Genomic DNA, 22153 nt, shown 5'->3' on the forward strand with positions numbered 1-22153 from the left:
TCTCCTATTTATTAACATTTTTAATTATTTCAGTACGTACCTCACCATCAATACTGTACACCACTTCAAAACTAGTTGGCCTCATTGAAGAGCCATCGTAGTTAATCTTAATATCTACTTCAACTTTCTTTGGTGGATTTGATTTTAAAGCATCTGCCCAATCACGTTCAATACGGCGATATTCTTTTAAGTTGACATCTTTAGCTTGTGAAACAAGGTTATCCAACTCAGGTGATCCACCAAATAAATCTCCGAATATATGGCCTGCATGGTCTCCAATTTCTTTATCTGGAGTATTCGAATTATGAGGTAATCTACCTTCATGAAGTTTTAGTTGTAAATCTTCAGCATATGCCCGATCGATACGGCCAACCTCATCAGTACGATAAAGATAACGATGTTCTCCAGCCTCGTATACTACATTAGGTTTCAGAACTTTTCCATCCATATGGCTTCCGTCTGTCAATATTTCACCAGCATCTTCCAACCAATGTTTGGTCTGCGAACCACCAAACCTACTGCCAGATTTCCCTCCTAGCTCCATCACATCATCCACACTACCGTCTAGATTCTTCGCAAAGGCACTGAGATTATCTGCTAGATGCGTTAGTTTCCCTCCACCACTTGATAGGACTCCATCTGCTAGTTTAGGCTCTAGACCAATATTCATACGGAAATTCTGAGCCGCTTCACTGATTACATTATCAGCATGGCGTAAGCTGTCACTCAAAGCTTCTGCTGAATTTGATAAAATCTTACTCGGTCGAAGATTGTCAAGCTGTTTCCCATAGTTTTTAATGTGAGAAAGGACATTATCTCCCAAGCCCTTGACATTTTTCAAGAGACCTTTGAAATTATCAAGGTTCTTAACTCCTTGCTCCACTCCTTCTTTTATAGCTGTTTTGAGGCTGGTCTTGACAGCGGTGAGGCCTGCTGTCTTTCCTGTTTTGATCAAACTACTTAGATATTTAGCGGCTGGAATCAAGTCAAGCAAGGCAAAGGCTCCTCGCATACCTCGTTCGGTATTGTCCAACTCGCGACCTGTCCCCCAGTCCTTACCTGACACTGCCGAATACATATCTGCACTAGCTACAACGACACCGGCAACTGCACCTGCCGGGGGACAGAAGATGGTCAAGACAACCACTCCTACTCCAAGAGCGATATCTCGCCACATCTCTATATTGGCTTTCTCATCATCAATCGAGACATACTCAAAGGATCGAGTATGATGCATAGCCATCAGATATTGATCCTGAGTCAGCTTGTGATCTTTATAATCCTTGCTTTTCTTAAATTCCTCATAGCTTTTCTGCAAGGTTGCCTTATAAGGGCTATCAACCTTGTAGAGTTCATCAATCCCTATCTCATCTGGTGTCACTTGCATGGTCCCTATTGGATTACCATACTCATCTTTGAGAACATCCGTCCGCTTATAGCCAACTTTGTTTGTTGTTTTGTATTGTTGAATGCTGAGAGCTTCTAGCTTAGCCCCAACCTTGTCCATAGCTTCATAGAAAGGCTGGTCGATTTTATTCTTGATATAGTTGTTTACATTCTCAGCATAGCGTTCTAGGGTGGAGAGTTTGGATTGCAGCGTTTGGGCAGTACTTGTTTCGTCATGGTAGCTATAGGAAACCGCTCCATCCGTGTCCCTTTCCTTGATCATTTGCTGGACTTTCTCTGAAATCTTGACCAAGTCTTCCACTCGTTTAGCAAACCCGGTTGAAGTTGTCCCGGTGCTATAGGGACCTGCTTGAGCGTTAGTGTAATTCCCATAACCACTACTAGAGACTGTGACGTTTTCAGTAAGTCCCGTTATAGCTTGTTTCATACTCTTCCAAGTCGACGAATGAAGTTCTACATCTTTTGTCATTCCTCGCCTCCTCCTAACATGCCGAGACTATCTAGGTTTTCCACCAATTTAGGATTGGATGAAAGACCATTGAGGAAATCATCTCGTAGCTGAGCATCTTGTGCAATCCATTGCCCCATCATGTTTAAGATTTCACCATTTGCACGCCGATATAGATCACCAACTTCATTCACTTTGTTGAGCATATCCGCATAATGGTCCATGGCTTTAGAGGCTTCCCCACCTTCATAATATTTCGTTTCAGACAAGCTCTTTAATTTTGGAGCTAAGTTATTCTGAAAGGAAACTTCTACTGTTGTGATATAACGCATAATTGCTTGCATTTCATCAGGATTCATGACGATTTCCTTAGAACCTCCACCATCCATCGTAGCCACATCAATCAAGACCATTTTCAAAATCCTCCTCCCTAAATGGAATTTTCAACCAAGTATACAGTCTTTCAAGAAAATAATACTGACTGAATCTATATAGCTCTTCTTTCTTCACATCAAATCCGAGTAATTCTCCATTACACTCTACAAAGAGAAAAGAAGCTAATAGTAATTCTGCGTGTTTCGTTTGACTCATCTGCTCTAAAGGAAAATATTGTACCATTAGTGCTTGTTCGGATGCTAAAGCAGCCTCTATAGCGGAATTCATATTCTTTTCCTCAGTTAGAAAAGACTTTTCGTCTTCCATAGGATTCCTTGTTACTAGGGCAAGTTTTTCCTGAAGTAAAATTAAACGACTCATGGGACTTATCTTGGCAAGTTGATATCCTTGTCCAGTATCTACTATAAGTATAGAGAAATTACTGTCACGGCATTGCATAAAATAAAAATTATTCACAATGACCAATGTTGTTCCGATACAATATTCTCGTAGAGTTTCAACTATGACAAAACCTGATTCTGTTAAAGAACCATCCTCCTTAACTAATCCCTTTTTTTCAAGAGCTTCTTTGGCCATCGTCCACACCATCTCAGAAACTGTTACAATCTCATCTAGAGTGGGTAAGCCAGGCATCAATTCTCCGTCAAAGGCACCAATTAGATAATGGAGTTCGTGAATAGAAAACGTTTCTTTGTTAGACATACTTACAACCCCTTTATGGACGCAACTTCCGATGAACTGTTATAGTTATCAATTGATTTTTTCAAACTTGTTACTGCTTTTTCGTGTTCCTCCATAATAGATCTCAAATCTTTATGGTATTTATGGACAATGTCTAAATAAGATTCAAAAGCAACCTTAGTTTTGCCAGACCATTTAGCAGACTGAAGATATGTTTTTAATTGAGTGACTGTCTGGTATGAACTTGTCAATTCTTGATTAATTTCTTTTGATAATTGGATAGCTGTTTCTAAATCTTTATATTTTATTTTTAAATCTGCCATAGAACTCATCTCCAACTCTTATTTCTATTTTTACGTTCTTCAGCCTGACGTCTCGCTTCAGCTTCTCTCTCTTTACGCTCTTGTTCTGCTAAGCGATCATAGTATTTATATCGTTCATAGGCTGCATCAACTGCACTCGATAAATTCTTTGCATCACTAGATTGATTAGTTCGTACAGTATCAACTTTCCCTTTTACACGACCTTCGCTATCACTAAAGACATCCTCTGGAATATAACTGGTACTCATTGAAGGCCGAGAATTATTATAGCTATCGACTTTCCCTTCCATCGTTTTTAATTTAGCCTTAAAAGTTTTTAATTGACTGTTCAAATCATTATATAGGGTTCTATATTGTTCCCTTTTCTTTTCTGTCGGTGTACCAAACCATGCATCCCAAAAAGACATGACAAATAGCCTCCTCATAAAAGTTTATTAATTAAAATATATAAAAGAATACTACTATTCTATTGAATCCAAGGGGATAATATTAATCCCAAAAACAGAATTATAACTATAAAAATATACTTACTTTATTGTATCATAATTCTTAGCTAATTAAAATCAAACAAAAAAGGATTTAGTCTTATAAAACATTCAACTAAATCCTTTGGTTTAATCATCTTATTCTTCGACCATTTGTTTACAGAATGCACATTTCATTGTTTTACTCTTAATCCACGATTGTATAATCTTCGCTTTGCAGTAATTCTAATACTTTTTTTACAAATTGCATTGACAGCAATCCTTCAATCTTAGAGCCATGAGTTTTGAAATTTTCGTCGATTTCTTGAATTTCTAGATTAGTTTTCCTTTCAGCAATTTTCTCTGTAATAGGTGAATGAAAACTATATTCCCCAATTTCGTAATATAAGAAATATAGATATTTTTTTGTTCCTAGATGATAATCAAAAAACTCGATTTCCATATCTTTGTCGTAATCATAGTAACTATTTTCCCAAAAAATATCATTAGTTTTTTCTTTCAACAATTTCTCATAGTTTTTTTCATAACTATATACTCTTTTTTTCTCTTCGCCAATGAATTGTTTATGGATCAGATTCGGGGTAAATACTTTCAAAAATTCTTCTTTTAGTTGATAGTATTTCCCCATTTCCTCTTCCGCTTTTTCAATATTACTCTCCAAATGCTGATGGAACCTTCCATTTTTGTATTCTTTAATTTTATCACGATAATTTTTAGCTCGCTTATTCACAGAATATACACATTCTGCAATAATTTCATTGGTAATTTTTTTATCATTGATTAAATCATTATACAGCTTTGGAGTTTTCATTTCATTATCCCTTTCGACCTTTCTCTTACTATCAGATATTTAAAAAATAATTCACTTGTTTTATTGTAACGTCTAGTTATCGTTTTTTCAATAACTAGACGTTTCAATTTTATTCATAATCTCTTAATTTACCCGTTTTGTACTGTTCAACCAATTCCCAAAGATTATGAGTAGTTAAATCTGGTACAAACGTATACCATTTATTAGCCACGAACAACTCAACTAACATATCAATTGCGTATTTGAAATTTAAAATCTCATCCATTTCTGTAATACTATAATACAGTTTATCATGGCAACAGTGATAAATAATCAAATTCAACCTATCTTCAATGAAATCAAACTCTAGTTCTTCTCCTTCGCGTAATAATGTTAGATAAAAATTATATTCATCACGACAAAAATTAACAGTAACATCAAAGTCCTCACCTGTTTCAATTTCGATATTTACAGTCTCTAAAATTTTTTTACATAAATACTCTTTATAAATGTTCATATTTTTTCTCCTTTTGTTGTCCATTGAGTTTAAAAATGAATTGAATGATGCCAATGTCTGGAGGGCCAAGTTCATATACTAGCCCTGTAATAAAAAAAGCATATGTTTTATACATATGTAACCTCCTTTGTTTTTCTCCCTATATATAGTCTGCCACAAATTTCAAATTATAAAAATAAAAAAAACTGATAACGGTATTGTTTACTTCTCAATTTTTTCGTACTTATACCCTTTTTCTCTCATCCCTCTGTTTTTTTGCGATTCTGATTTTTCTGTGTGTTTAGCGTTGACAGAAACGTATGTGTAAGTCACGCTAAACACACAGTACCATGTAAAACTGAATAACGTAAAAAATCTTATCCTGATTTTTTTGTTTTGTTTTTTGTGGCATACTAATATTATAGAAATAATTGATTGAGTAGAGACGTAACTATTATAGCTACGTTTTTTTATGTTTGAAAGGAGGTAGCTATCGTGGAAACAGCAGGTTTAAGCTGGGTTAGGAAAGAACCAGTTTTGTATTTTATTTGCTAATAAAAATATGTATAAATAATAAAAGTAATGTCAACAGCAGTTTTAAAAAAAGTTTTTTAAACGTAACAAAGTAAATAATAAAAGTAGAAAATGAAAGTAAATAACAATAGTCTAAAAAATAGAATACAAAAAACTAGCTTAACTCAGTCGCCAGATTCAGAGCATTTAAACCTGAAAATTTCTAACAAGAAAAAACAACAGATCTTATCTGTAAGATGGAACTCTACATCTTATTTGAATTGAGTCAACTTGTCATGTTGTACAATGACTTGGTTATCTTTTTAGCCATCAATTAAGAAGCGCCCTCAGCAAAGGGAAGATACTAGACCAGTGAATATATGCTTTAAGTCACTGCACTACTTCAACTTGAATATAAAAAGACCTTAAGATTCTTCTTAAGATCTTCTTTAAATGTACATTATCTTCTATAGAAAGGAAAGAACTATGGCAAAGAAGAAACGTAGTCGTTCTGAACGACGAAAAGCTAAAGAGAGAGCTAAGAAACAACAAATTGATTCTCTAACTACTTTCGAAGGCCGTAAACAATTCGTCCAATCAAAAGGATTAACAAATTTAGTCACGCGCTTCAAGAAAGGAAAGGGAATCAAACGAAATGAATCCAAAAAAACAGGAGAGGATATTCATTTAATTCATACCGATCGAACTCTCCATAACTATGCTGGTTCCTGGAGCAGATTCGCTTCCTTTGTTGCCGCAACAGCTACTGCCGAAGAGTTAGAATCTCTTGATAAATCTAACGATATAGAAGGATGGATTGACTTAGTAAATCAATACTTAGAACATTGTAAAAAATTAGGACTTTCTGCTCCTACTCAGTCAACTTACAAGGCCGCATTAGCCAAAGTCTTGGGGGTGTCTTCTACTGCTTTTATTGCAACAGATATTCGATATCGAGCCAACAAAAAGAATAATCGTTTAAAATCTAATGACGACAGAATGTCTGAAGAAACGAATAATCGCTGGTTTTCAATCGTCTCTGCTACTGGACTACGAAAAAATGAATTAAAAGCAATCACTGGAGACTCCCTCTACCAACGAGAAGATGGACAATATTATCTTAAAATAAACGGGAAAAAACATAAAACAAAAGGTGCACGAGATCGTTGGGTTCCGATTATCACACGAGACAAGGAAGAATTAGAGAAACTCGTTGAAGAATTTAAACTAGCTGGTAAAAAGCGTGTATTTCAAGTTCCATCTGCTTTGAAACCTCATAAATATCGTGCTGAATACGCAAAACGTCTTTATCTTCTTGTCGCACGAGATCCTAAAGATATCAAGGATAAAAGGGAAAAAATTTATCTAAGAGGAGAATTAAAAGGCGTTGTCCTTGATCGAAAGGCTTGTTTAATTGTATCACGTGCTCTCGGACATAATCGACCAGAAGAGTTTCAAAAGTCCTATGCTTACAAGTTAATCTCACAAGCAAACTAATAAGCACTTCTAAAAATAATGGTATATCTCTTATTGAAATAAAAAATTTTTTAGTAGGCAAGTACCTACTTTTCCCCTTCAAAACCTTGTCACTACGCGTTTTTTAAAGCACTCAAAATTGAGGTTCTTTAATTTTTTAAAAATTTTTTCAATTGATTTTCTAAAAAATGGGCGTTTTCAACAACATTTGTGACATACTAATAATAGGAGGTGAGATGAGATAAATAAATAGAAGCTTAAAACATAGCTAACCTTTAAAAAATAGTGAAATTTTTAATGGTTTTATAAAAAAATAAAGAGTTTCGACTCTTTTATGGCATACTAACTAATGTAACAAATAAGGAGGTTTAATTTTAAAGAAAGTTACATTTTAGAAGTACATCTTCATTACAGATTTAACAACAAGGAGGAATATACATGGTAAGAAGATATAAAAAAAGTAAACGAGAAAGAGAAGCAGCCAAGAAACGTCATTTATCCCCTGCAGAAAGAAGAAAAAAGGAAAAGCATAAGAAAAATAGAGAACTCAGACAGAGAAATTTACTAGAACTACAGCAAAAAAACGAAAATAATATAAAATCTTGTTTCTCAGTTACCCCAGCTTATTGGGGTATTGATAACTGTACAGTCTCAATTCTTAGCCCAGAAGTAACTTATGACCCTATTGTTTTTGATGATCGAATCTTTAAAGAGACTGCTTCTTTAGAATTCAATTCCGAAGGAGAACTAGATAAAATCACCATTCAATCAGTAGATTTAGGAAAAGTAACAATTAGTCTTAAAGAAGAAGATTACAAAAAGAAATTTGCTGCAATCCAACTTAACGGTCCTTCTCCTAATTTTCAAACTACAGGCATTAATGGGATTAAATTAAGATTACTAGAGGTATTACATAAGTTAGAAATAGATTATAAGATTAAAATCAAATTTAATCTGGATTATGTTAGGTTTAAGAAGATTGAATTAGCATTCACAATTGCTTTTGATAAATTACCGTCTTTACCAACTCGTCAATTATTAATAAGATCATTTGTAAAAGAAAAGAAAGCAGATTTGAAAAACCATAGAACAAGTAAAAATGCAGACGGTTTTTCAATGATAACGAGTGAAATTAATCAAAAAGAAATACACACTTTTTATAATAAAATTGAGAAAGCAAAAAAGAACAAACAAATCCGTAAAATAAATTCATCATTAAATAATCTAGAAATCTTCAGATATGAAATCGAATTAACGGATAGTAATATAGCTAATAAATTAGATTCCCATTTCTTAACAGAATTAACTGATGAAAAGATTATTCAATATTTGGAATCTGTCTTGTCTTTAGCTATCTTTGAATATGTAGAAATCCTCGAGGAATCAATTAGTTCGTGCAATAGGAAGCTAAAGAAGATTTATAGGGAATGTAAGCCTCAAGATTATATGACGGTATTTTTACTCTATGTTATTGATCAGCTATCAAATACTACAGTATCTGATTTAATTGATGAAGAAATCATTACATTTCTTCCATTAGAATTTTTAAAAACAAATAGGGGTACAACTAAAAGAAGAATCCTAGAAAGGTTTCAATCCCACGAAGTAAATACGGAAACAAAACATACATTAGGAAAAATGACTAGTTGGCATGTTTTAGAAATAATAAGAGTAATGTTCCATTCACTAGAAGAAGCAAAAAAATATGGCTTAGGTACTCGTATAAACCCTTCCACAACTTCTTATAAAACTTTCCCACTAAAAACATACTCTTTAGAAGAACGCAATAATATCTTCAATAACACAATTACAAAAAATACAAGAAAAAATGTTCAAGATAAAAGGTTAAAACTCACCTTAAAAAGATTAAGAGACGGAATATTAATTTAGCAATTATTTTAATAGCAAATATATTTTTCAATGTTAAAAAACGTTGATATATCAATGTGCATATAAAAATATGTACCGCGGCTACTATTCGAATATTTTCAAAAAGGATAAGGATATGAAAGTTACTTTAAGTAAAAATAAAAAAGAGCTTGTTTCTAAACTTTGGTCGGTATCAGAAACAAACTCAAAATATACCAGTAATAAAAACTATTACCTTCTACTATTATCGCAATAAAATATAGAAATTTCAAGAGGATTATATACCAGATTTTCTGGTAGGGAAGCAATCTATACATTCTATAAACAGTAAACAGAGAATGTACTTGATAATAGTTACTTACTAATGCTCCTATAAAAATTAACTGAAAGAAATAAACGGGACTTTTTATGAATTTATTTATTCCAGACGAAATGATTCGGCAATTTCAATTACTAATATCAGATACTGTTAAGAAAGAACTGGATAAATTTTTAGATATTAATGAAAATACCAATCAATTTTTAAATAAAAAGCAGACTTGTGATTATTTGAATATATCCAACAATACTTTAGACAGCTGGATTAAGCAAGGCTTACCTTGCATTAAGGTGGGAAAAACTGTTCGATTTAACAAAACAGAAATCAATCGCTGGTTACAAAAGCAGTAGAAATTCTATGGTGGTTTGTTATAATGTAACCATGGTATTTTCTAGCTCAATTCAAAAGGAGAATACTATGTCAATTTCAAAAACTAAAAATGGAACTTATCGCTTACGTATCTACATTCCTGAGGAAGTTAAGTCTTCTCTAGGAATTGATAAGAAAGTGATTGAAAAACGGTTCAAAACAAGGAGTGAAGCAAAAAGATACGAACTAGAACTTCAAAATAAGATTGATAAAATTCTTAGTGGAGGACCTGCTTCATTGGAGAATAGCGGTTCTATTCTCTTTTCAGATTTCTATCAAAACATTTGGTGGGAATCCTACAAAGCAGGTCAGACAACTTCTACCGCTAAACCACCTTCTCAAGCAACTATAGTTGGAACAGAAATTGCTTTTAGAAAACACATCTTCCCCTTACTTGGGAATTATTCAATAGACTTTCTTAATCAAAATAAACAAGTTGTACTAAATCTATTGACTCAAAAGGCTGAAGAATATGCAAATTTCAAAGTTATCAGGAGCTACGTTAACTCTATCTTTGACTGGGCAGAAGAATTAGAGTATATCGAAACTAATCGCCTATCAAAAACGATAAGCCGTATCAAAGCCACTAAGAAAATCAAGCTACAGGAATCAAAAAAAGATGAAGATTTATCTCTATCTCAAGAAGAACTTCAAGCATGGTTTACAGCTTTTGAAAAAGATTTAGAGACTGAAAAGATTCTATTCAAAGACTATGTTTTGTTCTATACTACTTTCTTCTTGGGAGATAGAAAATCAGAGAGTTACGCTTTGCAATGGAAGCATATCAATACACAGGAACAAGAAATTCAGTTAGTCCAAGCTTTAGATAAATACAAAAATCCAAAGTCTACCAAAGGAAATAAGAAGACAACTTTTCGAATTCCTAATGAGTTAACTAACTTGCTTCAGGAATGGAAAAAACAACAAAAAATTGAACTGACTAAATTCAATATTATCCAAACTCCTGATCAGTATGTATTTACGTATATTGATACAAAGGGAAATGTAAACAGTTGTCTCCATGCTGATTATCTTAACAACAAGATGAAATCTGTTAAGCGTCGTCATCCAGAACTTGCACATGCAACCCCTCATAAATTACGACATACAGGAGCCACGCTCGCTAAGAAAGCTGGAACCTCTATGGAAGCTATTTCTGAAGCACTCACTCACAGTGATACGATTACAACTAAGACTTATGTCAACACTTCAAATGTAATTCCAATGGCTGTTGGTGAAATTGCCTTTCGTAACCTTAAAAAATAATGGTGTGAATTTGGTGTGAAAAGTGGTGTGAATTTTGCTAAAAATCATCAAAAAAACACCCCATGGTGTGAACCATGAAGTGCTTTGAAACGTTGATATAATCGTATTGATTAACGTTTTGAGAATTGTGATGCTTTACGAGCTTTCTTAAGACCTGGTTTCTTACGCTCAACTTTACGTGAGTCACGTGTAAGAAGTCCTGCGCGTTTCAATGAATCGCGGAAGTCTGGGTCTACTTGAAGAAGGGCACGAGCGATACCGTGACGGATAGCTCCTGCTTGACCAGCGTAACCACCACCTACAACGTTAACGAAAACGTCGTATGAACCTGCAGTTGAAGTAACTGCGAATGGTTGGTTGATTACAAGACGAAGGTCAGCGTGTGGGATGTACTCTTCAACATCTTTTTTGTTAACAGTGATTTTACCAGTTCCTGGAACAAGGCGAACGCGTGCAACAGCGTTTTTACGACGTCCAGTACCTGCATATTGTGCTTGTGACATACTTTATTGTTCCTTTCCTTAGATAAGTCCTGAAATATCAAGAACTTCTGGTTGTTGTGCTGCGTGAGTGTGCTCAGCTCCAACGAATACTTTCAATTTCATACCTTGAGCGCGGCCAAGAGTATTGTGTGGAAGCATACCTTTAACTGATTTCTCGATCAAACGTACTGCATTTTTAGAACGAAGTTCACCAGCAGAGATTGATTTCAATCCACCTGGGTGGTTTGAGTGAGTGTAGTAGATCTTATCAGTTGCTTTTTTACCAGTCAATTTAACTTTTTCAGCATTGATAACGATTACGAAGTCACCTGTATCAGTGTGAGGTGTGAATGTTGGTTTGTTTTTTCCGCGAAGCACGCTAGCAACAACTGCTGAAAGGCGTCCAAGAGGTACATCAGTTGCGTCAACAACGTACCATTTGCGTTCTACTTGGCCTGGTTTAGCCATGAATGTAGTTTTGTTCATGATTTCTCCTATATGAATGTCGTTTTTGTTTACAGGGCGGATGTTCCGGTCCGCAAGTTATTTGAAAGGTTCCGGGGCCTTACAAATGGGGTAAACAATACCGCCTACTATTGTATCAAAATTCTCAGATAAAAGTCAAGCGGTTGGGAAAATATTTTTTTATTTCTGCCAGATTCGTAATCTTCTTTCACCCTTCTCCTCAAGCATGGTCTGAAAAGCTTTAGAGACTATGTAAATGGCGAAAGTCAAGAATAGGGTAACGACTAAATAATTGATCAAAGGACCGTGGTCTCCAACCAATGGTGGTTTTGTCAAAAAGCCATAATCTCCACCCGTCATTAGATTAACCACAAAGATCAGCGCATTAAGCGAAGATGTGATGATTAGGATTCGTTTGAAGTCCAATAAGCTAGCATCATAGTCCTTCAAAAGATAAATCAAGGAATTTCCAAAGAGGGCTAAGTGCCCGAAAATAAAGGACAGGATAGCGATGTGGGGGAAGGGATAGGGATCTGGCACTGGATAAACAAAGGCCGCCAAAGTCCCAAAGGTTCCGAGAACAGCAAAATACTGTTTGACTCTAGAGACACCCGGGGTCAAAAGCACTACAAACATTGCTAAACGGCAATGATAAAAGGGCAGACTTTCTGTTAGAGGCATCTGGTTGACCAAATACCAACCGTAGAGCAGGATTAACTGCAGAGCCTGTAAAATCTGGAAAAATCGTTGGCAAACTTTTTTATCACCATAACGATAGGCAAGAAATACAGTCAATGCCAATAAACTAAATAGACTTCCATACCAAAGAAGATCAAATCGGGGTGGCTCCGTCGGCTGCGTGCTAAATAAAGCATCCCAAACATTCATGTAACTTTCCTCATTTTCATATAAGCAGGCCTCTTACTCATCTCTATAGAGCCTAGCTTACATTTATTTCTTATAATTTTGTGTAAAAGAAACTGTCGATCTTAATATAAAGCAAAGCTTCTAATCGACATATTGTTCCCGCTCACCCTGATAGACCTGCCATAGAATTTCCATTTGTTCTTTGGTTATTCGTTTTTCAGATAGGGGTGGGAGATTCTTGATATCAAAAAATTCAAGTTCTGCAATTTCTTGATTTTCTTGAAATTGTCCATCCAATAACTGACAGTCAAAAACGAACTTGGCATACTGTTTGTTCTGAAGTTGAAAGCGGTTGGTATCAAAAACCGCCAATAAAGAACCTACTTCTGCCGAAAATACTGTTTCTTCCTGAACTTCTTTTCGGATATTTTCCTTGGGAGAATATCCTACCTCGCCAAAGCCACCAGGTAATGCCCAAGTATCCTCTCCTTGTCCTCTAACCAGGCAAATCTTCTGATTTTGAACAATCCATGCCCGCACATCCATCAAGGGAGTTGCATAGCTACCTGTTGGTTTTAAAATTGCAGTCAATTCCTCTTGATCGAGCTCCGTTTGATCCTGCAAGACACTCCATAAAATCTGACGTAAATCCTCATAACGTTCACGGTCATAAGGATCCTTTGAATAGGTCAACCCAGTATCAGTGATAGCTAACATTCTCTGAATAGCTTTAGCGAAATTAGTTGTGCTCATTTTCTAGGCTTTCTACTAGCTTGGCTAGATTCATAGAGTTCGAACCTTTAAGCAGAATTTGGTCATGTGCACCAAGACTTTCCTTGACCTGCTTAACCATGGCTTCAAACTGGTCTTCCTCAGCTGTTTTCTTGAAGTAATAGACATGACCAATTGGAAACATTTGACTGGCTAATTGAGCCAAGTCAGCAATGTCTTCACCGTAGAAAATTACAGTATCAAGGACATCTGGTGAAAGGCTCAAAATCATCTGATTGTGGAGTTGAACAGACTGGTCTCCAAGTTCTTTCATATCTGCCAGAACTGCGAGTTTCTTGCCACCTTCATTGGCTGGAATGGCAGAGAAAGTTTCTAAAATCAACTTCATAGCTGTTGGGTTAGCATTGTAGACATCTGACAAGATATCTGCTCCATTGGCAGCTTTTTTCCACTCGGTACGATTGCGGGTCAATTCAAGATTTTGGAAGGCTTGACCAATTTGCTCCTCAGTCACTCCTTCTTGCAAAGCAACATAAGAGGCAATCATGGCATTGGTCGCATTGTACTTACCTGTTACTGGCAAGTCGAGAGCCTGCTCCAAGAAATTAGCCTTGAAGGTTAAACTATCCTTACGCTCAATCAATTCTGTAATTTCGAGTTCTGCACCTGGACCAAAACGAACCACTTTTTGATCAGCAGGTAGATAATCTTCTACAATAGGATCAGCTGGTGCTAAAAGCAAGGCACCCTTTTCCATCCCATCAGCGATTTGCAATTTCCCTTTGGCAATTTCAGAACGGTCTTTAAAGAAGGCTAAATGAGCTTCTCCTATCAAGGTCACAATAGCTGTCTTTGGATGAGCGAGTTCAGATAAAAGATGGATATCTCCTAGGTGATCCTGCCCCATTTCTAAGACCAGCTTTTCAGTATTATCTGGCATATGGAGAACCGTATAAGGGAGGCCAATCTCGTTATTGTAATTTCCTTGCGTTTTGTAGGTTTTGTAGCTTGTAGAAAGCAAATGAGCCAACATATCCTTGGTCGTTGTCTTCCCATTTGAACCTGTAACAGCAAAGACATCTACTCCTGTCTTTTGAAGGTAATAAGCTGCAAGAGCTTGAAAGGCTGTCAAAACATCCTCTACTAAAATGTAAGGATGACCTGCTACTGCCTTCTCTGACAGGGTTACAGCAGCACCGTTTTCAAAAGCCGTCTCAATAAAGTCATGACCATCACGCGCCCCCTTGAGTGGCACAAATAGATCCCCAGCTCCAATCAAGCGACTATCAAACTCTGCCTTGACTAACGGATTATCCGCATAGCTTGTCACATCATTTTTTGCATCAACAACACGCGCAACTTCGTGAATCGTAAGTTTCATGTTTACTCCTTTAAAAAGGGGCAAGGAGTCCTTCCCCGCCCTTATGTCTGTCTTTACAATAGGTGCGCTTCACGCTTGTCAAAACTTTCCTTAGCAAGATCAACCAAACGCTCAATTAGTTCTGGGTAAGGAAGACTCATATTGTCCCAAAGCAAGGGATACATAGACCATTGGGTGAATCCTGGCATAGTGTTGAGCTCGTTTAGGAAAACTTCTCCCTTATCTGTGTAGAAGAAGTCACAACGTGATAGACCAAGTCCACCAATAGCACGGAAGGCGGCTTCTGCATTTTTACGCATGACTGCTACTACTTCATCACTAATCTTAGCTGGAATATCCATCGTAATCTTATTATCGATGTATTTTGCTTCATAGTCATAGAAGGCTACATCTTTGACAACTTCACCTGGAAGCGTGCTCTTGACATCGTAGTTTCCTAAGAGACCAACTTCGATTTCACGTGCATTGACTCCTTGCTCTACCAAGACACGGCTATCATACTTGAAGGCAAGTTCTAGAGCTTGATGGAGTTCCTCTTTAGTTTCAGACTTAGAAATACCAACACTAGAACCCATATTGGATGGTTTGGTAAAAACTGGGTAGGTTAATTTTTCTTCGACTTCTGCAATCTTAGAGGCCAAGTCATCCCCTTCAACAATCGCTACGTAAGGAACTTGGGCAATCCCAGCAGACTCCAAAACACGTTTGGTAGTAATCTTATCCATGGCAAGGCTTGAAGATAAGATATTGCAACCGACATAAGGTATTTTCAAGACTTCTAAGAAACCTTGAACGGAACCATCTTCTCCCATAGGTCCATGAAGAACTGGAAAGACAACGGCTCCTTCTTCGTAGATAGCACTTGGAGCAATTTTCTTGTCCCAATCAATAGTCGCATTGGTCATGAGACGTTCATCTTGTCCAGGAGTTTGGGTAAATTCTTGGGTTTTGATGAAATCACCGGACTGGCTGATAAAGAAGGTTTTGACTGCGAAACGATCATAGTTAACCGCACGCATCACACTCTCAGCCGACAATACAGACACTTCACGTTCTGCACTGCGTCCACCATATAATAAAATTATTGTTTGTTTCATATGATTGTCCTGTTTCTACTAGAATACTTGCTCTTTAGTATATCACATTTGTCTCTTTTTTTAAACTTGAATAGCAAAAAAGAGACTGGATTAAAAATAAATCCAGCCTCTTAATTTCTTAAAATCTTATCTATTAGCTAATTGCCTGTTCTATATCCTCACAGACTAGAGTTCTGTACGATTTTCGATGGCTCTTAAGAGCGTTACTTCATCTGCATATTCGATATCAGCTCCGACTGCTAGACCTCGTGCTAGACGAGTAACCTTGATTCCTGCGGGTTTGAGAAGTCGTGAGATATACATGGAAGTCGCCTCACCATCAGCAGTCGCATTGGTCGCTACGATGACCTCAGAAACTTCGCTATCCATGAGACGTGTCATGAGACTCTTGAGATTGATGTCATCTGGGCTAATCCCATTCATAGGTGAAATTAAGCCGTGTAAGACATGGTAAAGACCGTGGTATTCTTGAATATTTTCCATGGCAGCGACATCGCGACTATCTTCCAGAACCAGAATCGTGGATTGGTCACGACTAGGGTCTGTACAGATAGAGCAAGGATCATCATCCGTCAAACGTCCACAGATTGAACAATAGGTCAATTCTCGTTTAGCTGCAAGGAGATTTTTAGCAAATTCATTGACGTCGTCATCAGACATCCCAATGGTGTAAAAGGCCAGTCGGGTTGCTGTCTTAATCCCGATACCTGGAAGTTTAGAATAGCTGTCAATCAACTTAGCAATAGGTGTTGGGTAAAGCATGGCTTCCTTTCTAATTCATTGGATGGTGTTGGTTATATAAATTGATAATGTCGCGAGCAATTGCTGGCCCAACATTTTTGGTTAAATTGGTATTATGAGGAAAGACTACTGCAACTGCAATTTGAGGATTTTCTGTTGGAGCATAGGCCACGGCATTGGTATTATTAGCTTCTTGACCACCAGCTACATAGCTTTCAGCTGTACCGGTCTTACCACTGATAGAAACAGTGGCGCCATCTGAAAACGCCCGTCCTGTCGTAAGGGGACTAGTTCCATGCGATACTTGGTAAAATCCTTGGTGCAAGATTGCCATATCTGATTCAGAAATATTGACCTTGTTGATTTCCTTGGTATCTATTGCTTGGATTAATTCCCCAAGGCCACCCTTATCATTGTTGTCGTATATTCCCTCGACAATATGTGGAGCTAGACGAACACCATTGTTAGCAATAGTTGCAACGTACTGGGCTAATTGCATCGGTGTGTAGTTATCAAACTGGCCAAAAGCATTAGTTAAATAATTAGCCAAGTCAAATTTTTGGGGGATAAATCCTGTTGACTCCTCTGGCAAATCAATCCCTGTAGCAGCACCCAAACCATACTCACTAAAAGTCGCGCGTAGTTTTCCCATAGCAGACTCTAGTCGGTCTGTCTTGACTGTCATATCTGGTTGATAGGTTTGGCCCATCATTCCTAGGGCAGTTTGAATCATATAGGCATTGGATGAGTATTCCAAAGCCTCTACTGCTGTAATCGGGAAGGAACCGTAAGCAAGAGTATACCAAGAATTGATAGCTGGGGATCCTTGGAAAACGATTGGTTGGTCTGTCAAGGTCTGGTTGCCTGACAAGACCCCATTTTCCCAACCAGAACTGATGGTTGCTGCCTTAACGACAGATCCTGGTACAAAAACATTGGTCACTGTTCCTAGTGAGTCTGGTGTCAAGTCTCCAGTCTCTACATTGTGCTTCATTCCTGACATGGCTAATACAGCACCTGTCTTAGGATTAAGGGCTACTGCATAAACACCTTCTGAGTATTTAGCACCACCATTTGCAAGTTCAGAATTAAAATAACTCTTTAAGAGGCTGTCTACGCTATCTTGGAAGGCCAAATCAATGGTTAATTTGATGTTTTTTCCCTTGCTACCTTCTTCTATATTCTCTACGCTCTCCATGTCTCCATGCTTGTCCAAATGGATTTCCTTGACGGTCCGTTTCCCTTGCAAGACTTCTTCGTATTGTTTTTCAAGATAGGAAGTCCCGACGCGATCATTGAGCGAATAACCTTTTTTCAAATAAGCGTCTACTTCTTCTGCTGGAAGACCTGATTTTTCACTAGAAACAGTTCCGACAATAGATGAAAGAGAAGTTTCTAAGACCTTTCGATCCCATGAGGTAGAGATAGAAATACCTGGCAATTCCTTTGAAGCAGAAGCAATTACAGCTACCTGTGTATCACTCAAAGGATCTGTTTGAATATTTCCTGTAGCAAAATTTCCAACTGAATTGAGCTGGCTAAAGAGATAGATGGCCTTCTTTTCATCCTCGGAATAGTCCATCTGATTAGCTGCAATACTATTAGCAGCGTTGTTATAGAGTTCAGATTCAGAAAGTTGATTGCCATCTGAATCATACCGTTTATCTTTTGGAAGAGCTTCAACTGTTTTCTTATAAGTTTCGGCATCCGCCAAGTAGTAGTCTGCCATTTGTCGGTCCGTCAACTCTGGAGAAGTGACTGTGACATAAGTCAACAATTTTTTAGAAATATCCTTCAAATCAGCCGCAGTCATCTTGTTGCTTCGTGTAAAGGAAACAACTTGTTTAACGGTGTTTTGGACTAAAGGTTTTCCTGTTGCATCATAAATTTCTCCACGAGCGGAACCCATGGTTACTCGAGTTTGGCTAGCAGAAGCTAGTTTATTTTCATAAAAATCCTTATGAAGAACTTGCATATAAAGCAAACGGCCAATAATTGTTAAAAAAAGCAAAATGACGATTGCAAATAACAAATTAAGCCGTATCGGTATCGAGTGGCTATTGAATTTTCTCATACACATCAATCTCATTTCTAATCAAAATCACACTCTTCATTGTACCATAATTTAGGTAGAAAATTATGGAAAAAGAAAAGACTTTCCCTTTTTGGTCCAAAAATTATTTTCTATGATATAATGGAAGTGAGCGATATTTTATTTGTTAGATTTATCAAATAAGTTCTGGCAAATAGCTATCAAAGGAGTCCCATGAATAAGCAAGATATTTCTACAATCATTGAGCTTCACTTTGAAGAAATGACCGATTTAGAGCAAGAAATTGCTCGCTATTTTCTGCAGGCAGATACCATAAATGATGACTTATCCTCTCAGCAAGTTACTCAAAAACTTCATATTTCCCAGGCAGCGCTCACTCGTTTTGCCAAGAAATGTGGTTTTAAGGGCTATCGAGAGTTCATCTTCAAATACCAACAACAAAAAGACACTCTTTCTACTCCTCAACAGGATATGAATCCTTTGACTCAGAGAGTCCTTAGAAGTTATGCAAACCTGCGAGAAATTTCTCAAGGATTGATTAACGATGAGCAGCTGGAACGCGTGGCTCAGATGATTGACCAATCCGAACGCGTGTATTTTTTCGGAACTGGGAGTTCTGGTCTAGTCGCACGTGAGATGAAGCTACGTTTTATGAGATTGGGTGTCGTCTGTGAAGCCTTAACAGATCCAGACGGTTTTGCCTGGACGACTAGCATTATTGATGAAAAATGTTTGGTGTTTGGTTTTTCTCTCTCAGGAACAACACCATCTATCATCGATAGCCTATTAGATGCCCAGGATATGGGAGCTAAGACAGTTCTATTTACAAGTGCACCGAATAAGGATACCCAAGCATTTACAGAAACAGTATTAGTCGCAAGTCAAAGCCAGGCCTCTTATATCCAACGAATCTCTGCTCAGCTTCCAATGCTGATTATCATTGATTTACTCTATGCTTATTTCCTAGAAATTGATCGCGAAAGTAAAGAAAAAATCTTTAATAGCTACTGGGAAAATAATAGATTGAATGGTTATCGCAGAAACACAAGAAATAGAAAACCCTGAAATTGGAAACCATTCAGGGTTTTCTGTTTAAAATATTTTTCCCCACAAAAAGGAGTCCACAATGGGACTCCTTTTTTAGTGTTTCAAGATACTTCCTTTAGCGTTCTCTATTCTAGTCCTTCATCTCTTTTTTGAAGAAGAATAGCATCATTCCTGAAACAAGAGTGAGGGCAGGCAAGAGAGCTGAACTTACTTCTTCTCCTGTTGCTGGTAACTGTTTGCTTGTAGAGTCTGCTACAGTACCCTTAGCCTCTGCTAAAGGCTTATCTTCTCCCATAGGTTGTGGAGCAGGAGTTTCTACATTTGCTGGTTCACTTGGTTGAGCTGCCTCCTTGTAGACTACCGCATAGACACCTAGGTGTGGAGCTACAAATTCAAGTGCTGAACCTTTCTGTTCAAACTTCACTTCCTGCAATTCTTGATTTGCATTCATAGCATAGACATTGGCTACATCAGACGCCACAGCAACTTGAACAAGGGCTGCACCTTTCAATTGAACAAGTTCTCCTTTCTCATTCTTCAATTGAATTTGATAAGCATCGAAACGGCGACCTTCCAAGACCTGGTTAGTAACCTTATCGACCTCTAGAACAGAACCACCATTGAGGTCCCCTTCTCGAGCAATCAGTTTCAAGTTTGTTGATGAATCTTTCAAGACCTTCAATGTGCTATCAGTTGATGGACTTTCTTCCTTGGTTCCAACTTCGACGATGCGGTCTTGGGCTTCCTCACGTTCAACCTTAAGAACCTTACGGTTGTCACCATCGACTTCTACATAAGTCGTTACTTGTCCGTCTTTTCCTTCAGAAACAACTTGTTCCTTACCTTTAGCTAAATCAGCATTCTCACGGCGAACAGTCTTGAAGGCGATTGGTTCTTTCTCTACTTTTAGATTTGGTAGATTAAAGTCCAAATTCATAACGCCTTCTGTCGGCATAGCAGTTCCTTCTTGAGTACCGACTTCAACGATGCGGTCTTGAGCTTCCTCACGTTCAACCTTAACAACTTTACGAACGCTGCCGTCAACTTCTACATAGGTCGTTACTTGTCCGTCTTTTCCTTCAGAAACGACTTTTTCCTTACCTTTAGGTAGAAGAGAATTTTCACGACGAATAGTGTTGAAGGCAATCGGCTCTGTCGTTACTTCAAGGCTTGGTTGAGTTACACTCAATTCTTTAACACCTTCAGCTGGAAGATTTGAATGTTTCACTTCCTCTTCTGGCTTACTTGGGTCCTCTGGTCTTGCGGGCTCTTCTGGTTTACTTGGCTCTTCTGGAGCTGGTTCCTCTTTTGGTGTCGCCTGAAGATTGTTGATAGATGTCAGAGCGTCTTTCAAGGCCTTATCTACTGCATCCTGAGTTTTGGCTTCTTCAATAGCAGCTAAGGCTTGTTCTGCTAGTTCAACTAATTTCTTCTTAGCTTCCTTGTCATCACCCAACTCAGCTGTTTTACTTTTAATGGCTTCGGACAAGCTTGCCATAGCTTTATCGTAGTCAATCTTAGACTCTTCTGGTTTGCTTGGCTCCTCTGGTCTTGCAGGCTCTTCTGGTTTACTTGGCTCTTCTGGAGCTGGTTCCTCTTTTGGTGTCGCCTGAAGATTGTTGATAGATGTCAAAGCTGCTTGCAAGGCCTTATCTACTGCATCCTGAGTTTTGGCTTCTTCAATAGCAGCTAAGGCTTGTTCTGCTAGTTCAACTAGTTTCTTCTTAGCTTCCTTGTCATCACCCAACTCAGCTGTTTTACTTTTAATGGCTTCGGACAAGCTTGCCATAGCTTTATCGTAGTCAAGCTTAGGCTCTACTGGTTTGCTTGGTACCTCTGGCTGTGTTGGTTCTTCTGACTTGCTTGGTTCTTCTGGTTTTGCCGGCTCCTCTGGTTGTGTTGGTTCTTCTGGAGCTGGCTCCTCTTTTGGAGTTGCTTGAAGCTTATTGATGGATACCAAAGCGTCTTGCAAGGCCTTTTCAACAGCATCTTGGGTCTTCGCTTCTTGGATAGTTGCAAGAGCTTGTTCTCCTAGTTCAACGAGTTTTTCCTGAGCAGCTACATCATCGGCAAGTTCTGTTGCTTTTTTCTCGATAGCTTCAGTCAAATCTGCAATTGCCTTATGGTAGTCAACTTTAGACTCTTCTGGCTTACTTGGCTCCTCCGGCTGTTTTGGCTCTTCTGGAGCTGGTTCCTCTTTCGGAGTCGCTTGAAGCTCATTGATAGATGCCAAAGCAACTTGCAAGGCCTTATCTACTGCATCCTGAGTCTTGGCTTCTTGGATGGCTGCCAAGGCTTGCTCTGTTAGTGCGACTAGCTTCTTCTTAGCTTGCTTGTCATCACCGAGTTCAGCTGTTTTTCTTTCAATCGCTTCGGTCAGACTTGCCATAGCCTTGTCATAGTTTGGTTCTTCTGGCTGTTTTGGTTCTTCTGGAGCCGGCTCCTCTTTC

Annotated in this window: 22 protein-coding genes; 5 read left to right on the forward strand and 17 right to left on the reverse strand. The window is 37.8% G+C overall.

Annotated features, from left to right (window positions below; translation table 11 throughout):
* Positions 1-4: 4 nt before the first annotated feature.
* The 8 genes from QM419_RS08940 to QM419_RS08975 form a co-directional block, all read right to left on the reverse strand.
* The gene (locus QM419_RS08940; RefSeq protein WP_414278546.1) at positions 5-1876 is read right to left on the reverse strand and encodes a DNA/RNA non-specific endonuclease; all 1872 of its coding nucleotides are present in this window, start codon (positions 1874-1876) and stop codon (positions 5-7) included.
* Positions 1873-2268 (reverse strand): hypothetical protein, encoded by a 396-nt coding sequence (locus QM419_RS08945; RefSeq protein WP_303407495.1) that lies wholly within the window; start codon positions 2266-2268, stop codon positions 1873-1875. The genes QM419_RS08940 and QM419_RS08945 overlap by 4 nt, the downstream gene beginning before the upstream one ends.
* Positions 2255-2953: a DUF5081 family protein gene (locus tag QM419_RS08950; protein ID WP_414278547.1), complete on the reverse strand. Its 699-nt coding sequence runs from the start codon at positions 2951-2953 to the stop codon at positions 2255-2257. Before QM419_RS08950 ends, QM419_RS08945 begins: the two co-directional genes overlap by 14 nt.
* A 2-nt stretch (positions 2954-2955) precedes the next feature.
* On the reverse strand, positions 2956-3255 hold the full coding sequence (locus QM419_RS08955; protein ID WP_006155532.1) for a WXG100 family type VII secretion target: 300 nt from the start codon (positions 3253-3255) through the stop codon (positions 2956-2958).
* Positions 3256-3260: 5 nt separating this feature from the next.
* Positions 3261-3662 carry a hypothetical protein gene (locus QM419_RS08960; RefSeq protein ID WP_006149445.1) on the reverse strand — a complete coding sequence of 134 codons (402 nt, stop codon included), beginning with the start codon at positions 3660-3662 and terminating at the stop codon, positions 3261-3263.
* A gap of 265 nt (positions 3663-3927) precedes the next feature.
* Positions 3928-4551, reverse strand: coding sequence for a hypothetical protein (locus QM419_RS08965; RefSeq protein WP_414278548.1), 624 nt, complete (start codon positions 4549-4551; stop codon positions 3928-3930).
* A 109-nt stretch (positions 4552-4660) separates the two neighbouring features.
* On the reverse strand, positions 4661-5047 hold the full coding sequence (locus QM419_RS08970; RefSeq protein ID WP_414278549.1) for a hypothetical protein: 387 nt from the start codon (positions 5045-5047) through the stop codon (positions 4661-4663).
* The gene (locus QM419_RS08975; protein WP_414278550.1) at positions 5034-5162 is read right to left on the reverse strand and encodes a hypothetical protein; all 129 of its coding nucleotides are present in this window, start codon (positions 5160-5162) and stop codon (positions 5034-5036) included. The genes QM419_RS08970 and QM419_RS08975 overlap by 14 nt, the downstream gene beginning before the upstream one ends.
* A gap of 863 nt (positions 5163-6025) precedes the next feature.
* On the opposite strand from QM419_RS08975, the gene QM419_RS08980 reads away from it, so the two are divergent.
* The 4 genes from QM419_RS08980 (at position 6026) to QM419_RS08995 (ending at position 10838) form a co-directional block, all read left to right on the forward strand.
* On the forward strand, positions 6026-7036 hold the full coding sequence (locus QM419_RS08980) for a site-specific integrase (protein ID WP_414278551.1): 1011 nt from the start codon (positions 6026-6028) through the stop codon (positions 7034-7036).
* A gap of 417 nt (positions 7037-7453) precedes the next feature.
* On the forward strand, positions 7454-8905 hold the full coding sequence (locus tag QM419_RS08985; RefSeq protein WP_414278552.1) for a hypothetical protein: 1452 nt from the start codon (positions 7454-7456) through the stop codon (positions 8903-8905).
* Positions 8906-9292: 387 nt separating this feature from the next.
* Positions 9293-9553: a helix-turn-helix domain-containing protein gene (locus tag QM419_RS08990; RefSeq protein ID WP_414278553.1), complete on the forward strand. Its 261-nt coding sequence runs from the start codon at positions 9293-9295 to the stop codon at positions 9551-9553.
* Between the two features lie 67 nt (positions 9554-9620).
* Positions 9621-10838, forward strand: coding sequence for a tyrosine-type recombinase/integrase (locus QM419_RS08995; RefSeq protein WP_414278554.1), 1218 nt, complete (start codon positions 9621-9623; stop codon positions 10836-10838).
* A 110-nt stretch (positions 10839-10948) separates the two neighbouring features.
* Here the strand turns inward: QM419_RS08995 and rpsI are convergent, their stop codons facing one another.
* The 8 genes from rpsI to pbp2b form a co-directional block, all read right to left on the reverse strand.
* The gene (gene rpsI / locus QM419_RS09000) at positions 10949-11341 is read right to left on the reverse strand and encodes a 30S ribosomal protein S9 (RefSeq protein ID WP_002893764.1); all 393 of its coding nucleotides are present in this window, start codon (positions 11339-11341) and stop codon (positions 10949-10951) included.
* Positions 11342-11359: 18 nt separating this feature from the next.
* The gene (gene rplM / locus QM419_RS09005) at positions 11360-11806 is read right to left on the reverse strand and encodes a 50S ribosomal protein L13 (RefSeq protein WP_002876943.1); all 447 of its coding nucleotides are present in this window, start codon (positions 11804-11806) and stop codon (positions 11360-11362) included.
* A gap of 159 nt (positions 11807-11965) precedes the next feature.
* Positions 11966-12673 (reverse strand): TIGR02206 family membrane protein, encoded by a 708-nt coding sequence (locus tag QM419_RS09010; protein ID WP_368910762.1) that lies wholly within the window; start codon positions 12671-12673, stop codon positions 11966-11968.
* Between the two features lie 120 nt (positions 12674-12793).
* Positions 12794-13405, reverse strand: a complete 612-nt coding sequence (locus tag QM419_RS09015; RefSeq protein WP_414254019.1) for an NUDIX hydrolase — start codon at positions 13403-13405, stop codon at positions 12794-12796.
* Entirely contained in the window at positions 13392-14765 is a 1374-nt protein-coding gene (locus QM419_RS09020) for a UDP-N-acetylmuramoyl-tripeptide--D-alanyl-D-alanine ligase (protein ID WP_414254020.1), read from the reverse strand. The genes QM419_RS09015 and QM419_RS09020 overlap by 14 nt, the downstream gene beginning before the upstream one ends.
* Before the next feature lie 53 nt (positions 14766-14818).
* The gene (locus tag QM419_RS09025) at positions 14819-15862 is read right to left on the reverse strand and encodes a D-alanine--D-alanine ligase (protein WP_414278555.1); all 1044 of its coding nucleotides are present in this window, start codon (positions 15860-15862) and stop codon (positions 14819-14821) included.
* Positions 15863-16027: 165 nt separating this feature from the next.
* Positions 16028-16624, reverse strand: coding sequence for a recombination mediator RecR (recR, locus tag QM419_RS09030; RefSeq protein ID WP_000966747.1), 597 nt, complete (start codon positions 16622-16624; stop codon positions 16028-16030).
* Between the two features lie 10 nt (positions 16625-16634).
* Entirely contained in the window at positions 16635-18677 is a 2043-nt protein-coding gene (gene pbp2b / locus QM419_RS09035) for a penicillin-binding protein PBP2B (RefSeq protein ID WP_414278556.1), read from the reverse strand.
* A gap of 192 nt (positions 18678-18869) precedes the next feature.
* Here pbp2b and QM419_RS09040 point away from each other — a divergent pair, with 192 nt between their 5' ends.
* Positions 18870-19721 carry a MurR/RpiR family transcriptional regulator gene (locus QM419_RS09040; RefSeq protein WP_414278557.1) on the forward strand — a complete coding sequence of 284 codons (852 nt, stop codon included), beginning with the start codon at positions 18870-18872 and terminating at the stop codon, positions 19719-19721.
* 112 nt (positions 19722-19833) lie between these two features.
* On the opposite strand, the gene QM419_RS09045 is transcribed toward QM419_RS09040, so the two are convergent.
* A partial coding sequence (locus QM419_RS09045; RefSeq protein WP_414278558.1) for a G5 domain-containing protein occupies positions 19834-22153 on the reverse strand: 2320 nt, incomplete at its 5' end.

Origin of the sequence: Streptococcus infantis (assembly GCF_047464715.1) — a bacterium.
GTDB lineage: Bacteria > Bacillota > Bacilli > Lactobacillales > Streptococcaceae > Streptococcus > Streptococcus infantis_S.

Coding starts and splice junctions, on each gene's coding strand:
- QM419_RS09025 (WP_414278555.1), bottom strand. CDS start 15,862: ATGAAACAAACAATAATTTTATTATATGGTGGACGCAGTGCAGAACGT.
- QM419_RS08950 (WP_414278547.1), bottom strand. CDS start 2,953: ATGTCTAACAAAGAAACGTTTTCTATTCACGAACTCCATTATCTAATT.
- QM419_RS09015 (WP_414254019.1), bottom strand. CDS start 13,405: ATGAGCACAACTAATTTCGCTAAAGCTATTCAGAGAATGTTAGCTATC.
- QM419_RS08955 (WP_006155532.1), bottom strand. CDS start 3,255: ATGGCAGATTTAAAAATAAAATATAAAGATTTAGAAACAGCTATCCAA.
- QM419_RS09010 (WP_368910762.1), bottom strand. CDS start 12,673: ATGAATGTTTGGGATGCTTTATTTAGCACGCAGCCGACGGAGCCACCC.
- QM419_RS08970 (WP_414278549.1), bottom strand. CDS start 5,047: ATGAACATTTATAAAGAGTATTTATGTAAAAAAATTTTAGAGACTGTA.
- QM419_RS08995 (WP_414278554.1), top strand. CDS start 9,621: ATGTCAATTTCAAAAACTAAAAATGGAACTTATCGCTTACGTATCTAC.
- rpsI (WP_002893764.1), bottom strand. CDS start 11,341: ATGTCACAAGCACAATATGCAGGTACTGGACGTCGTAAAAACGCTGTT.
- pbp2b (WP_414278556.1), bottom strand. CDS start 18,677: ATGAGAAAATTCAATAGCCACTCGATACCGATACGGCTTAATTTGTTA.
- QM419_RS08975 (WP_414278550.1), bottom strand. CDS start 5,162: ATGTATAAAACATATGCTTTTTTTATTACAGGGCTAGTATATGAACTT.
- QM419_RS08990 (WP_414278553.1), top strand. CDS start 9,293: ATGAATTTATTTATTCCAGACGAAATGATTCGGCAATTTCAATTACTA.
- QM419_RS09040 (WP_414278557.1), top strand. CDS start 18,870: ATGAATAAGCAAGATATTTCTACAATCATTGAGCTTCACTTTGAAGAA.
- recR (WP_000966747.1), bottom strand. CDS start 16,624: ATGCTTTACCCAACACCTATTGCTAAGTTGATTGACAGCTATTCTAAA.
- QM419_RS08960 (WP_006149445.1), bottom strand. CDS start 3,662: ATGTCTTTTTGGGATGCATGGTTTGGTACACCGACAGAAAAGAAAAGG.
- QM419_RS08980 (WP_414278551.1), top strand. CDS start 6,026: ATGGCAAAGAAGAAACGTAGTCGTTCTGAACGACGAAAAGCTAAAGAG.
- QM419_RS08945 (WP_303407495.1), bottom strand. CDS start 2,268: ATGGTCTTGATTGATGTGGCTACGATGGATGGTGGAGGTTCTAAGGAA.
- QM419_RS08965 (WP_414278548.1), bottom strand. CDS start 4,551: ATGAAAACTCCAAAGCTGTATAATGATTTAATCAATGATAAAAAAATT.
- QM419_RS08985 (WP_414278552.1), top strand. CDS start 7,454: ATGGTAAGAAGATATAAAAAAAGTAAACGAGAAAGAGAAGCAGCCAAG.
- rplM (WP_002876943.1), bottom strand. CDS start 11,806: ATGAACAAAACTACATTCATGGCTAAACCAGGCCAAGTAGAACGCAAA.
- QM419_RS08940 (WP_414278546.1), bottom strand. CDS start 1,876: ATGACAAAAGATGTAGAACTTCATTCGTCGACTTGGAAGAGTATGAAA.
- QM419_RS09020 (WP_414254020.1), bottom strand. CDS start 14,765: ATGAAACTTACGATTCACGAAGTTGCGCGTGTTGTTGATGCAAAAAAT.